Source organism: Veillonella parvula DSM 2008, from assembly GCF_000024945.1.
Classification (GTDB): domain Bacteria; phylum Bacillota; class Negativicutes; order Veillonellales; family Veillonellaceae; genus Veillonella; species Veillonella parvula.
Window position 1 is genome coordinate 1,990,328 of sequence record NC_013520.1, and the last position, 15,301, is coordinate 2,005,628.

General features: G+C 34.6%; 12 protein-coding genes and 1 tRNA gene. 1 reads left to right on the forward strand and 12 read right to left on the reverse strand.

Annotated features, from left to right (window positions below; genetic code table 11):
* Window positions 1–123: 123 nt before the first annotated feature.
* From mcrC to VPAR_RS08910, 5 genes are all read right to left on the reverse strand, one after another.
* On the reverse strand, window positions 124–1,140 hold the full coding sequence (gene mcrC, locus VPAR_RS08890) for a 5-methylcytosine-specific restriction endonuclease system specificity protein McrC (RefSeq protein ID WP_197696293.1): 1,017 nt from the start codon (window positions 1,138–1,140) through the stop codon (window positions 124–126).
* Between the two features lie 23 nt (window positions 1,141–1,163).
* The gene (locus VPAR_RS08895; protein ID WP_012864945.1) at window positions 1,164–3,341 is read right to left on the reverse strand and encodes a DUF8426 domain-containing protein; all 2,178 of its coding nucleotides are present in this window, start codon (window positions 3,339–3,341) and stop codon (window positions 1,164–1,166) included.
* Window positions 3,342–3,678: 337 nt separating this feature from the next.
* Window positions 3,679–5,898 carry an AAA family ATPase gene (locus VPAR_RS08900; protein ID WP_012864946.1) on the reverse strand — a complete coding sequence of 740 codons (2,220 nt, stop codon included), beginning with the start codon at window positions 5,896–5,898 and terminating at the stop codon, window positions 3,679–3,681.
* A 431-nt stretch (window positions 5,899–6,329) separates the two neighbouring features.
* A tRNA-Arg gene (locus VPAR_RS08905) sits at window positions 6,330–6,406 on the reverse strand.
* Window positions 6,407–6,454: 48 nt separating this feature from the next.
* Window positions 6,455–7,447: a 5'-nucleotidase, lipoprotein e(P4) family gene (locus VPAR_RS08910; protein ID WP_012864947.1), complete on the reverse strand. Its 993-nt coding sequence runs from the start codon at window positions 7,445–7,447 to the stop codon at window positions 6,455–6,457.
* A 269-nt stretch (window positions 7,448–7,716) separates the two neighbouring features.
* Here VPAR_RS08910 and VPAR_RS08915 point away from each other — a divergent pair, with 269 nt between their 5' ends.
* Window positions 7,717–8,598 carry a hypothetical protein gene (locus tag VPAR_RS08915; protein WP_012864948.1) on the forward strand — a complete coding sequence of 294 codons (882 nt, stop codon included), beginning with the start codon at window positions 7,717–7,719 and terminating at the stop codon, window positions 8,596–8,598.
* A gap of 153 nt (window positions 8,599–8,751) precedes the next feature.
* On the opposite strand, the gene VPAR_RS08920 is transcribed toward VPAR_RS08915, so the two are convergent.
* From VPAR_RS08920 to VPAR_RS08950, 7 genes are all read right to left on the reverse strand, one after another.
* Window positions 8,752–10,215, reverse strand: a complete 1,464-nt coding sequence (locus tag VPAR_RS08920; protein ID WP_012864949.1) for a catalase — start codon at window positions 10,213–10,215, stop codon at window positions 8,752–8,754.
* Window positions 10,216–10,531: 316 nt separating this feature from the next.
* On the reverse strand, window positions 10,532–10,816 hold the full coding sequence (locus VPAR_RS08925) for a hypothetical protein (protein ID WP_004694573.1): 285 nt from the start codon (window positions 10,814–10,816) through the stop codon (window positions 10,532–10,534).
* A gap of 88 nt (window positions 10,817–10,904) precedes the next feature.
* A complete protein-coding gene (gene dinB, locus VPAR_RS08930; protein ID WP_071840076.1) occupies window positions 10,905–12,422 on the reverse strand; it encodes a DNA polymerase IV in 1,518 nt (505 codons plus the stop codon).
* 2 nt (window positions 12,423–12,424) lie between these two features.
* Window positions 12,425–12,769, reverse strand: a complete 345-nt coding sequence (locus VPAR_RS08935) for an ArsR/SmtB family transcription factor (RefSeq protein WP_004694570.1) — start codon at window positions 12,767–12,769, stop codon at window positions 12,425–12,427.
* 539 nt (window positions 12,770–13,308) lie between these two features.
* Window positions 13,309–14,592, reverse strand: coding sequence for an adenylosuccinate synthase (locus VPAR_RS08940; protein WP_012864951.1), 1,284 nt, complete (start codon window positions 14,590–14,592; stop codon window positions 13,309–13,311).
* A gap of 74 nt (window positions 14,593–14,666) precedes the next feature.
* Window positions 14,667–14,939, reverse strand: a complete 273-nt coding sequence (locus VPAR_RS08945; RefSeq protein ID WP_012864952.1) for a helix-turn-helix domain-containing protein — start codon at window positions 14,937–14,939, stop codon at window positions 14,667–14,669.
* A gap of 1 nt (window position 14,940) precedes the next feature.
* Entirely contained in the window at window positions 14,941–15,291 is a 351-nt protein-coding gene (locus tag VPAR_RS08950) for a type II toxin-antitoxin system RelE/ParE family toxin (protein ID WP_012864953.1), read from the reverse strand.
* Between the last annotated feature and the right edge of the window lie 10 nt (window positions 15,292–15,301).

Here is a 15,301-nt window from a genome sequence, read left to right on the forward strand (position 1 = left end):
TCTAAATTATATCATTATTAACAAGTAATCCGTATAAAGCCTAAAGCGTACCTATAAAAAAGGAAGTTAGCCCCTAAGGGATAACTTCCTTTTTTATAAAATATAATAGGTATCAAAGTCTTACTACTGAGTAACAATATCAAAATGATCGCTAACAATCTTATTTAGTTGTGACGAAATTTCAGAAAATTCACAGTTCAGATCTAACGTTTTTACACTTATCTTATTACCACTCATCATATATGTATTATTAGGTTGAATTTCATCATCCGTCTTAGCATAAAGTAACAAACCCGACACATTACATGAAGTCGTTTTCAAATGATAGGATTGATTTTTGACATATGTAAAAATCTGATAAAGATTATGTGAGTGTATCTTATATGTATCATATCGCATCTGGGTATTACGAGAATAATACTTAGCATCGATAATAAGTACTTTATCATTATAGGTAAGCATAATATCAGTTTTCATAATAGGAAGCATATATATTTCACTATCATCAATTGCCCATTTTATTTCTGATGAACTAACTGATATCTGTGGATAATGTCTACGGTAATATTCAAAGATAAACTTCTCATATAGATGATGCATTGGTTGTTCATCTAAAAAACCCATTAACCGCTTCGAACCATCAGAAGTAGACTGTAATAGCCCCTTAATAATCATATGACATATAGAAACTAGCATCTGATATGTTCGATTATTACGATTATAATACATATTCCAATTAATATTATTAACATCAATAGAGCTTACGTCGCTAAAGTAAACTAATAATCTACGAAGTTCCTTTTTTCGATTTTTAGAAATGTCTGATCGAATAAGTAATTCTATGGTTGATTTGATGATTCTATTCATATAGATATTTTCTGAAAAAATATCATAAGAGCAAACTAAGTGATTTTTATATATACAATTAGTTTTTATAGATTCTGACAATTCAAATCGTCCACGAGGTGAGCACAATGGTTCGGTTCGTTCTAAATACCCTCGTCCAACTCCACGCTTTATCTGAACAGAAACTCCTTTTGATAGAATTGAGGCTAACATGTCTGATACATTATCAAATTCTTCAACAGATACCTGCTTATAGCCTTTAGGATTTAGTACTTGGAAAGCATAAGATAACATATAGTAAATATTTTGAATAGGTATCACTGAATAGCACTCCTTAAATTATTGCTCCATTCGATTACCATATCTGTATCATCAAACCAATACTCTTTTAAAAGAGGAATTAGTTCAAACTCAACAAGCCTTGTAAGCGCTGAATCTAACTCGTTGTCTTCTACTTGATCTAAATCACAAAAATAGCTATGCCCTAAGCAAAATCCTGTACCTAGTGTTTCATCTTTTTTAATTATCAAATTAAGATTCTTAATACATTCTATCAATTTATCAAACTTGGCATTATTAAGTTTATATTGATATTCCTTAAAACCATCAGACTCAAAAGCAGGCTCAAGCTCATAGAAAGCAAATCGTCTTCTGAGCGCATAATCTAGCATGGCTAAACTACGATCAGCAGTATTCATCATACCAATTATATAAACGTTCTCTGGAATAGAAAATTTCTCATCAGCATACAGTAGCTGTAATTCTACACCTCTTTTATCACTTTCAAGAAGCATAAATAATTCGCCAAAAATTTTACTTAAATTACCACGATTAATTTCATCAATAATAAAGAAATATGCATTATCACTATCAATTTTAGCCATTTTACAGAAATCATAGAACACACCATGCTTAAGCTCAAAGCCATTTTCGGATGGTCGAAATCCCATTATAAAATCTTCATACGAATAACTTTGGTGAAACTGTACCATCATAACACGATTAGGATCTTTTACCCCCATCATAGAGTAAGCTAGACGTTTCGCAGCAAATGTCTTACCCACACCAGGTGCACCTTGTAATATAACATTTTTCTTAGTCTCAACAAGTGATACCAGTGTATTATAACTTTCATCATTCATATAGACAGAGTCAAGGAATCGATCCTTATCATATGTAGGGTAACTTGTTTCTATCGTTTCAACATCATCCAACATATCACTATCGAAAAAAAGATTTAGCTGTTCAACATAATCTGTAAATGATGTAATATCAGTTAAAGTTTTCATAGGTGATTGTCTTGAGCATTTCCATTCACCCCGATCAGTCCACTCCACTTTACGTATATTTTTAAATTCTTTTCGTTGAGGGTCATATATATAATCAGATTTTACAATTCCCCGACCGATAATTAGATGCATACCATTCTTCGCGAATACAATATCTCCCGGTTTCATTTCATTAGCGAATTCCCATGTAGCACAGGCTGAATGAATATAGGACCTAAAGGGATCATAAAATTTATTCATTACTTGCTTTATTTCATCTTTACTATTATAGTTACGCAAATCACCTATCGCATCCCAGCCTATAGCCATAATATTATTGTCATAACATTCATCCCAAATTTTGGCGCCTTTACCAGGAGAATAGATCCAGTAATGTATTGTTTCTATATCATCATCAGCTAAAGCAGCCCCTTTAGCTTTAGTCTTTCTTTGTTTTTTGTCAGCACGATTTTGACGATTAACTTCCTCTGAGTACCTCCACGCTTCAAAACTTAACTCCACAAAATTTTTAAAGGTACTCTGATTACTAGCCAAAAATTCACGTAATTTATCAACTATCTCAAAATATTTAGATGATGAAATTTTATCTTCAACAATTGGAAGGCTATTAACTAAATCATCCGGCATCTTGCCTGACTCATAAATGTACCACGTATTTCTCTGATCTAAATTTAGAAAATGAGTTGGTGCAATCCAGTATAACCCCATAGTAATCTTACTATTTCCATTACCCTTTTTATTAATAGCTAAGTCGAAATACTGGAATAGCGTCAAAATATTTTTTGAATTCGAATCATTAGCATACATAAGTGCAGACTCATAAAGTCCCCAAAGAGTATCTATATCGTCTTCATCTCGTTCATCGATAAAATAATAATAGGTAGCATTTTGATTATTTAGTAATGGAATTCCGTCAAATGATGTAGGTATAGGTGCTTTTATATCAAATAGATTGGCAACTGCAGCAATAATCTTATTTCGATTATCAACTGTCATAGAACTTTTATTAAATAAACCAAAAATAGTGAATGGGTCTATATCAACAAGCTGCTTATTCCGATCTAAAGTCGGCATATCTATACCTGTAAGCTCATAAATTTTCTCTACTTTTTCTATAAGAATTCCCCGATTATTCTTATATTGTAATAAAGTGTTAGCAAATTCTCTATAAAAAACTATCCAATCAAATTGATTTATGCTATTCATGATATGATTCCCCTTAATTATAAATTCCTAAAAATACACGTTTCCTAATTATAAAGTCATAGCAAATCTACTCCCCCCAAATATAACTATTACATATTAATAATTAAAAGGAAGGTTACTATATCTAACATAACCTCATTCATTATAGCTAAATTAGAAAGTTGGCATTCTATGGTATACTAAAGTTTCATCAATTATAAATATCCCCAATTTTGATGCATCAAACCAAAACCGAACTAGTACAACGTAGTTTAGGAGCTTTATTTCACTAAAATTCCTAATTTACATTTTCAGAATAAAAAATTAATATTTATCGGTATATTCTAACTTGCTATTATTAAACATTAAGAGCCTTCACTTTTGAATATAAATTTAACAATTCTTGAATATCCATATCCAGCAATGGTTCATACATAAAAGAGTTTAAATGTATATTTTCAGGTGTCATTATATTTACTTCATCTAGAATCTCAATAATTTCCTTCGACACAAACTGTTTTACGACATAATATAGCTCTCTAGTTTGATTATTCGCATTATCAAGATAATTACAAAATTCATCAAATAATCCTGTTTGTTCACTACGCCTTATGTTCCACGTAATTGGTTCTGTTCTATTTTCTAATATATTAAACATAAATCGCTCTGCCTTATGTCGAATAGCTATCGCTAACAATAACTTATACTCCAAATCACAATCACCAGTAGTTACTTCATCAGCTTCTTTATATAAAGCTTCACATACTTTCCCTTCTAATTCTATATCTGATTCAAAGGTATCTATATTCAAATATCTATTATATATATCTAATAAATCATTGAAGATAATTTTATTTGTCTCATGTTTTATATGGAGTAAACTTGTCAAAAACAAATAGTCATTATTCTTAGAATACTCTTTAACTGTATATTCAATTATATTTCTTACAAAAGGAATAAGTGCAAGTACATTAACTAGATTAGGATTATTCTTCCACGGTACAAATGGAGATTTTAGTTGATATTTTTCCTGAGTTAAAACTATTTTATCTTCCTCTATATTAGTATGTAACCTTGATAATCCACGCAATGATAGACGACTAGATATGGTTCTATAAAAGTCAAAGTTATGAGAAAGAATCAATAAATAAAAATTATTATTTTGTGCAATTTCATACAAATACTCTACAATCGCATATTTATTTTTATAATCAAATGAATCTGCTATATCATCAATAATAAACACAATTTCACGGTCAGTATTTTTTAGCTTTTCTATATCAAAGATTATATTTAAAAGATATAGTGCTCTTTTTTCGCCTTGACTAAGTACATCAATATTATCTAATCTACTTCTATCTAAGTTAACACTTTTACCATTCTTTTTAAATGTAAACTCAATTTTAGGAATACTAGATCCAATTATTGTACTCTTATAATTTTGAATAGACATCTTATACGGAAGAGTAAACCGTTCTTCAAAGATACGTAAAGCCTTACTCCATTGAGTATCTTCAAGATTAATTGTTCCTAGTTTATCTTCTAATAAATTATATTTATTTTCCAACTCTTGAAATATTTCTATATGTTTTTTTATATAAGAAATCCATAACTGTTTCTTAAAAAAGTCAAGTCTATTACTTTTAAGATATGGTATTATATGAGGATTATTTTCAATAATATCCCGCAAAACTATTCCCTTACTGTCATTCAATAGTTTTTCTATTTTTGCATAAGCGTCTACTTTCTTTAGCTCTACCTCGATTTCATCAATCTTTACTTTTAAATCATCAATATTATTAACTATATAATCTCCATCCAAAGTAATCTTATTCTCTTTTACAAAGAAGTGATTACTATCTAGTGCTTTATTAATATTTTTTAATTTACTTAATGTAAAATTACCTTTATCTAAAAAGGAGAAAGATCTATATATCTCCTCATAAGACACACAGAATTCTTCAATAGAGTCTTGAAATACTTGATTTGATATTTTCTTTAATACTGACTCATCAAATATATCCACATATAAAATATCTTCGCGATCAATTTCCAAACTAGCCAAAGAATCTCTTATCTTCTTTAAATTTAAAAGTAACCCATCTTTGGTTAACTCTAAATCTTTTATTAATTTTGGCTCTAATTCATATATTATCTTCCCTTGCAATGTTCTAGATATTTTAACCCCTGAAGCTTTTTCTAGTTTCTTTAAAAATGAGTCCTGTAAACTAATTAACTCTGAAATATTTGCCTTTATCTCTTCATTTACCAGTAAAGAACTTATACTATTTGATTCATAAGAGTTTTCAAAACTTTTTATTACAAATACAGAATCTTTATTTAGTGGACCTTGCTCTGTAATAATCTCAATCTGACCTTCTTCATTAAATATTTCATCTCTGATTTCAGATTCCTTACCCTCCTGTAACATTTTAAATGTTTTAGCAAAAGATGTTTTCATAAGGCCATTTCTTGCATATATTGCAAATACATTTGTGTTTGCATCTTTAAAATCAAATTTATACTCTAATGCATCAATACCATAACAATTAGATAACTTACATTGTAAAAATTCCATATAACTTCCCCTTAACAGTTTGATAATAATTACAATAAATGTATCAGTTTATTTCCCACTATACCTTTACTTATCACATTATTAAAGTTGACTAACTAAAAATGGATTATACACCATGCTTCCATTTGTGAATCTGTAGCTCCCTGCTGAATTTGAAAAGCTCTAATACTACTAATTGTAAATATTAGAAGTTGATTGTGCTATTTTAGTATAAATCGTATTTGTATTCCTCCAAACTCCCTGTACATAACCTCTAGTAACATTAGTCCATCTAATTTATATACCATTATTTTATCACAAAAATAATAATTCATCTAAAATACATTTTATTCTAATTAATAAATATTAACTCCCAAAACCAAGACTTAATATAATCAAAAATAGCCTTCATCACAAAAATGTAATGAAAGCTATTTTAACTTAATATTTTTTGGTGCGCCTAACCGGAATCGAACCAGTGACACGCAGTTTAGGAAACTGCTGCTCTATCCTACTGAGCTATAGACGCATGTACACTTTATTATATCGTTTTTAATAAAGTATACGCAAGGCGTCCTTATTGTTGTAGGTATTGGTTATTTACTTGTTTTTGTTCTTCTGGGCTGAGGTTTTGGTAGCCTTTAGCTAATGCACTTACCCAAGATCCGTAAGCAGGGTTTGGGAATACCACAAAGGTAGTACCAAAGTCTTCTTTATGAGCATCGATGATGCTATTTCTTTCAGCTAGTGTCTTACCTTTTGTGCCGATTGGGAAATCACCGGCGTTATCGCCCATATATACAATGACATAATATTTTTTAGCAATCATATCAAAGCGAGGTTGTTTGTCAGAGTCTTTTTCGAATAGTAGTACATGGTCTTTATCAACAGATGGAAAGCCTAATTCTTTAAAGTTCTGTATCGTTACATCAAGGTTTACTGGGGCGTAACGGTTTGATACGTAGAAAATTTCTACCCCTTGTTTATGTACTTCATTTAGGAATTCAACAGCGCCAGGCATGGCTTGCGATTTGCCTTGATACACGGCTTGACGCCACCAAGGAGCATCAAAACGGCCATTACCATTTACAATGCTTTCACCCATCAACTTGGTATTATCCACTACGGTTTCGTCCGCATCAAGAACGATAGCTAAAGGTTTTCTTTGATGAGATGGATCAGTAACGGCCATCTTAACGGCATTCATTGCCACATTATACCCTTGATACGCCAACGCTCTGTACTCTGCAGAGGTACGCATCCATAGCAAGCCCATCGTTTCAGTTTCGGCTTGGTACTGTTGCTTTTGCTTGAGGGCTTCCTGTGCCGCTACATCATTAGCTACTACATTATTAGTTACTGTATTATTTGTTGTAGCACTAACTCCATCATTCTTAACTGCTGTAACAGTAACAGGCTGAACTGGTTGAGCCTGCGTTACAACAGCAGCAGAAACAGGGCTATTTGTTTTTACCTTAGTCGGAGAATCCGCTTGTACCACAGGCCCCATACAAAGGCTTCCTCCAATACAAGCCACCGCCACATACCATGCCAAACTACTAGATTTCATAACTGCCTCCTATTCACATGTAACATTTCGTGTAAATTCAACACATCATATAATTCTACATAGTTATACTAAAATCCTTTTAAAATTTGTATATTTCTAAAAGCAAAAAAAGATCCTATGCACCATACCATAAATCGATTCGATTCAGATAGTTGCTTAGGCTCTTTTAGGAGTTAATAAGTACAGTTTTAAATCTATCTATGCAAAAACTATGCTATAATACAGCTATTGATGGTATAGAGATTTCTTACTAAAGAGAGGTATATGTAATGAAACTATGTAAACGATCAATTATTGTCAGTTCACTATTAGCTGTATTAGCTATATCATCTGCATATGCAGCTGCCCCTGTACAATCTACCGAAAACACAGATACTACTACGGTCGATATGGATTACTCCAATTTACCAGAGCTAAAAAGATCTATTGAAAGTGCAACACCAGCTATGGTCCAATCTACTCTTGCTGCTTCTAAGGGAAAGCCTACTAAAGATAAGCCCGTCTATTCGACAGTCACTATGACCGGTAACCGTGTTGTATCCATAAAGACCTACAAAACTAAAGAAGAACAAGAAAAGGCCATGTTAAAGGAGCGTGAACGCTTAGACAAGGTCAGTGCGGAACGTCGTGCTAAACGAAAAAATGAAACTCGCGCGGATATGCTAAAAGGTTTAAAAGCAATACCTATGTATCCACCTGTTAATGAAACACGAGCATTACAAAGCGAAATGTTCTCTCAACCATTTGGGAGACAACTCGATTTGCGTTTAGTAGAGGCCTACACACAAGATTACGACAAGGCCAAACCCGGCGATATTTATGTCTATGCAGATTATGTGGACTATACATCTAAGCAACTATTAGGTGAAAAAAATGATACTACTGCTATTTCAGCCATGATTCTACGTACAATCATGAGAAAGGACGAAAATAAAGCTTTCAGCATCGATGTAAATGCGTACTTCATAAACCCAACAACGCATACGATTTCCATAAGTCGTTCTGAAGATGTAAAAGGCATCGATATCAAGAAAAGTGAAATAGCTGAAACCGTATTTAAACTACCGACACACCAGCTACAACCGGGTGATCCACAATATGAAATTGCTAAGCTCATGTATCAAGACTTAACAAGTAAAAAATTTGATTAGTAATATTTAAATACACTCTCCACAACAAAAGCCCCTCCTTACTATGAGCTACATAGCAAGGAGGGGCTTCGTGTTAGTTTAAGGAAGTTCTTTTATCGCATTAGTATTGTTTAGATAAACTATTTTAATGCTGCTTAAATAATATCTTTAATCTTATTTTACATCACTAAAATCGATGTTCATACCCAAGGCTTTAGCAACGCCTTCACCATAAGCTGGATCGCATTGGTAGCAATGTTTTGCATGACGTTCTTTGATAAAATCAGGTACGCCGTTCATAGCTGCTGCGGTGTTATCAAATAAGACTTGTTGTTGTTCAGGGCTCATGAGGCGGAACAGTTTACCTGGTTGTGTAAAGAAGTCAGAGTCGTCTTCATAGAAGTCATATTGGTAGGCTGGGCCAGATACGTCGAGAGGAGGATTTTTGAATTCCGGTTGTTCAGCCCATTCACCAAAGCTATTTGGTGCGTAGCCAATTGTAGACCCATGGTTTCCATCTATACGTCCTTGACCATCGCGATGATAGATATTTACAGGACATTTAGCGGCATTAACAGGGATTTGATAATAATTTGCCCCTAGACGATAGCGTTGCGCATCCGCATAGGAGAACAAACGACCTTGTAGCATTCTGTCAGGAGAGAAAGAGATACCAGGAACGATAGTTGTTGGTGCAAATGCAGCTTGTTCTACATCTTGGAAATAATTTTCTGGGTTGCGATTAAGTTCCATTACACCAACTTCAATCAATGGGAATTCATCGTGATACCATACTTTAGTTAAATCGAATGGATTGTACGGCATATTGTTAGCTTGTTCTTCGGTCATCACTTGGATGCATAATTTCCATTTAGGGAAATCGCCTTTTTCAATAGCCTCAAAGAGGTCACGTTGGTGACTTTCACGGTCACTAGCTACCACATTAGCCGCCTCAGCATCGGAAAGATTTTCAATCGGCTGTTGGCAAACCCAATGGAATTTAACCCATACGCGCTCATCGTTTTCGTTAATAAGACTGTATGTATGACTGCCGAAACCATGCATTGTGCGGTAGGATTTAGGAATACCACGGTCACTCATGACGATTGTTACTTGGTGGATCGCCTCTGGCAAGCTAGTCCAGAAATCCCAATTTGCTGTCGCATCGCGAAGATTTGTTTTCGGATTCCGTTTTACAGCGCGGTTCAAATCAGGGAATTGCAATGGATCGCGGATAAAGAATACCGGTGTATTGTTACCTACAAGGTCCCAGTTTCCTTCTTCCGTATAAAATTTTACGGCAAAGCCACGAATGTCGCGTTCTGCATCGGCCGCACCACGCTCACCGGCAACGGTGGAGAAACGTACGAATAACGGCGTTTGCTTGCCTACTTCAGAGAAAATTTTTGCTTTCGTATATTTTGTAATATCGTTAGTTACTGTGAAAGTACCAAATGCACCGGATCCTTTAGCATGCATGCGGCGTTCAGGAATCACTTCGCGCTCAAAATGCGCTAATTTCTCCATGAGCCAAACATCTTGCATCAATACAGGACCACGTTTACCTGCTGTAGCAGAGTTGCGATTATCTGGTACGGGAGCACCAAAGGCGGTTGTTAGTTTCTTTTCATTATTCATGTTACAAACTCCTACTTAGAGATCAAAATGAAAGTAATTTACTTTACATAATTTTTAAATCATATATCTCAATTACGATAAAAATTATTAATGGATAATTATTATCCGTTAATCTATAATTAGAATATCACAATTTTTTTAACAGAACAACCCTAAACCTTTATAAATTTTGTATACACGATATCATTTATAATTTTAAAATGAGAATTTCAATGCTATATATTTAAATGCTATTAGGATGTACCTACAAAAATACGCAAAACAAAAAACACCTTGTTTCTACTAATTTGTAGATCACAAGGTGTTTTCATTCAATTTATGCCGGACGACTCCAGTCAACTTGTACATCGATCGCTTCCCACATACGTGTTAAAGCTAACTTAAGATTATCCAAAGATTCTAATGGTTTTACGGTCAATCGTTCATACGTATCAAGACCTGTAGCATGCTCAATAGCATGTTCATTATTCAAGTAAGCGATTACCTTATCCACCCACTCTTGTTCAGGTAAATCTACGGACACTGTTTTTGTTTCTGTATCATAGGACAAGAAACCATTGCTGTTTACGCCATAATGAATGGCCACACGAAATAAACTCATATCTATACCTCTCTTGCGGTAATTTATTAACACTACACCCATATTGTAACACGAACAATTATATTAGCGAAAGTATTCAATATAATCTTTATAAGTCCTTTTTGACGGTCTTTTTAGGTCCTTCAATAGATGGGTGTGTATCTGCAATTGTAGACCGATTAGCCTCTTTAGTTGAGACTACATCAACATTAATAGACTCCCCATCCTCTTGATCAGGCTGTGCATCCACTGCCGCTTTCAACTCTGACCGTTTTCTGCGTATTCCATTGTCTCCGTGAAAGCGTTGCCATAACGCCCCACTCATGACAGCGGTTTCACCAAATTTAGACTCTAAGGAGTCTAACACACTAGATAGCTTATCCTCTGTTTTATCCTGTGGGGATTCAAAGAGACTGTCCTGCATAGGAACCTCCTCATCGAGACCACTCACAGTAAGGCCTAATAAACGGATAGGACCAGGCGGATCCATAAAGGCAATCTCACTGGAACTACTATATTTAGACCCAATATGGTTAGAACGATTATCTTTAGAACTACTATATCTAAAATCAGTAGATTTCACTTTCATAGTTGCCCCTAGTGCTTCTACGTCTTTCTTTGTACCTTTCGGATTCTTACTCGTTTTATCTTGCAGGAGCTTATTCCACAAGAGCAGCGCAGTTTCAAAAAATACATGCTCATGATCTGACGGCGTATCTAGCCGCTTCTGCCGTGATACGGTAGTGAAATCATCATACCGAACCTTGATAGATACAGTATGTCCATAAAGGCTACGTCTACGAAGCCGTTTCGATAAACGGTTTGCAAAGTACCTAAATTCTAATTCAATAGCACGGCCTTCTGTGAGATCTTCTTCATAGGTTTCCTCAGCGCCAATCGATTGTATTTTTCGGTCTGTTTCAACAGGTCTATCGTCGATACCATTCGCAAGTTCCCATATGCGCTTTGCCTGATTTCCCACAAGAGGAATTAAAGTGCTTTCATCAGGCAAAGACTGAATATGACCTATCAGATGAAAGCCACCAGCTTTCAAAATTTTCTCTGTCCGAGGGCCAACACCCCAAATACGTTTAATAGGCAAAGGAGCTAGCACCTCTTTTTCACGACCGTATGGGATGACCACAAGACCATCTGGCTTATCTAAATCAGAGGCTAATTTAGCAAGAAATTTATTGGGTGCTAAGCCTGCAGAGATAATAAGTCCTGTTTTCTCGAATACACGATCTTTAATGGCTTGTCCTAGCGCTTTAGGACCACTATACATGGTAGACATGCCGCTCACTTCAAGAAAGGCTTCATCAATAGATAGAGGCTCAATATAAGGGGTGAATTCTTTCATGATGGAAAAAATTTGGTTCGACACTTCTTTATATCGATCCATCCGAGGATATACATAGATGCCATCAGGACAGAGTTTCTTAGCCCTCAAGATTGGCATCGCAGAGTGAACACCAAATTTTCGAGCCTCATAGGAACAGGTAGCTACAACGCCACGTGAAGAAAGACCACCCACGATTACGGGGTGGCCTTTATACTCTGGATGATCCAGTTGTTCTATGGACGCGAAGAATGCATCCATATCAACATGCATAATCCAACGTCTCATTGTTACGCTTCTTTTTCGTGCTCAGAAATGCGGCAGTATTTAATCTGCGCACAAATGCACTCATCTTTAGTTTTATATAATTGAGGGAGAATATCTAAAATATCGGCAAATGTAGCTTCATTAATGGAGTAACGCGTCCATAAACCATTACGTTGAGAGTTGACTACACCTGCATCAATTAAGATTTTCATGTGGTAACTCAACGTAGATTGAGACAAATTGAAGCTCGCTAAAATATCGGCTGCACATAATTCATTGCAAGACAACATATCGATGATGTGTAATCTTGTTTCATCACTTAATGCCTTAAAAATCGTCGCTAAACGTTCGTAAGAAACTTCAACCATATCTTTAACTCCTCAGATCCTTATCAAAAAATATCAATCTACTTCTTGGTACTATTATATACTATTTCTTAATGTAAATCTATTTTTTTCTTTATATTTGTATCTTAATAATTTATTATGAATACAAAAAAATTATAGATAAGTAAATTTCGTCTCATTATAAACTAATTTAAGCACGTATTTCTTTGTATAAAATGAATATTTTAAACAAATTTTCATTTTATAGATTTATCTGAATATACATTTTTTTGTATATATAACAATTGTACTCTATTATTTATTATATATTTCTCGATATACTCACACTTTAATAACTATATAGCATACTTCGATATACCGCACCACTGTAGCAACCTAAAGGATTAGATATAGAGTATCCACGTTTATATTCTACATCTATTCAACACAAAAGACCCCTCTACGAGGGGTCATATCTGTATAATTCTATAAATCGATTGCATAGCAAAAAATATTAAAATGTATAATATTATATCAATGCTACCAAATACAAATTTCCTATTATATCAAATTAGTATAGCTTAGAATACATTTACTAAGTCGATAGTTTGGCTACGGTTAGGGCCAACGGATACGATACCCAAAGGTACACCTGTTACTTCAGCAATGCGTTCTACATATTTACGAGCATTTTCAGGCAATTTGTCGTATTCACGAATACCAGAGATATCAGTTTCCCAGCCTGGCAATGTTTCGTACACTGCTTCACAGGCTTCAAGATCTTTCAAATTAGCTGGGAAGCCTTCTACGTCTTTACCATTTAATTTGTAACCTACGCAGATTTTCAATTCTTTGAAAGTATCAAGAATATCCAAGCGAGTAATAGCCAAATAATCAAGGCTGTTAAGACCTGCTGCGTATTTTACAACCATGAGGTCTAACCAACCACAACGACGAGGACGACCCGTTACAGTGCCGAACTCATGACCAAGTTCACGAAGGTTATCGCCAGTTTCGTTAAGAAGCTCTGTAGGGAACGGACCTGCACCAACGCGTGTAGCGTAAGCTTTTACTACACCGAAGATATTTTTCAAGTAGTTAGGACCCACACCCGCGCCTGTGGAAGCACCGCCTGCGATTGGATGAGAAGATGTTACGAATGGATATGTACCATGATCAAGGTCGAGCATAGTAGCTTGAGCTCCTTCGAACAATACCTTTTTATCCTCTTGAATGGCTTTAAGAACAGCCGCATTAGTATCTGTTACATAAGGCTTCAAGGCTTCTGCGTATTTGGTGTAATCCGCTAGGATTTCATCGTAGTTAACAGGTTCAGCATCGTATACCTTAGTAAGCATTTTATTTTTAAATTCTACATTGTACGCTAATTTTTGTTTGAATGTTTCCATATCATACAAATCGCAAATACGGATACCGATACGATTGATTTTATCAGCATAGCAAGGACCGATACCGTTTTTAGTAGTACCGATTTTAGCATCACCTTTAGATGCTTCCTCTGCAGTATCTAGAGCGATATGGTATGGCATGATTACATGTGCACGGTCGGAAATTTGAAGGGATTTAGCAGATCTGCCTTGCTTTTCAAGACCTTCAATTTCTTGTAACAGAACTTTAGGGTCGATAACAACACCAGTACCAACGATATTTTGCTTGTTATCGTATAAGATACCACTTGGTAACAGGCGAAGCGCAAATGCTTTGTCATCTACTACAACAGTATGACCTGCATTATTACCACCTTGACTGCGCACCACAACATCCGCACGTTCTGCGATCCAGTCAACAATTTTACCTTTCCCCTCGTCACCCCATTGAGTGCCGATAACCATACTAGTTGCCATATCTATATCCTCCATATGAAAGTCTAAATAATTCAATATCATTATACAACAATGTTCGGATTCTGTGAAAGTATTTATACAAATTCAATCTTTAGTTTCTTCCCAAACGCATGGGCTATTTTCTGCAATGTTTTCAAAGATGGATTTCCATTGCCATTTTCAATCTTGCTAATATCAGACTGTGTAATACCTGTTAACTCAGATAATTGCATTTGCGTCATATGTGCTGCTAATCGCGCCTCAACTATATTCTGAATAATTTGGTATTCATCATCTAACGCATCCCACTCTTTTTTAAACTTCGGATTTTCTAATTGCTTTTCTAAATATTGATCTAACGTTTCCATATTATCTATACCTCTCAATATAATTATTTTTATATTTAATAGCTAGTTCAATTGCACTTTTAGGTATTTTCATAGATTTCTTTACAAAACCATTAGTTAATACAATTCGCCTTCCCACAAAGAAGAAATACAATATTCTTGAGATATTTGAACCTTGCTTCGTTCGCAACTCATAAATACCATCCTCTAAATATTTAGACTGCGGTTCCCTTAAACGATTGCCATATAATTCAAGTATCTTTAAATCTCGAATTGTTTTAGCCCGTTGTTTATCTGAAAGTTCATTTAAGAATACTTTTGCTGGCTTATCTCCACTTAGGTTTTCATAAAAAACAACAGAAAACGTATCCATGTCATTCCTC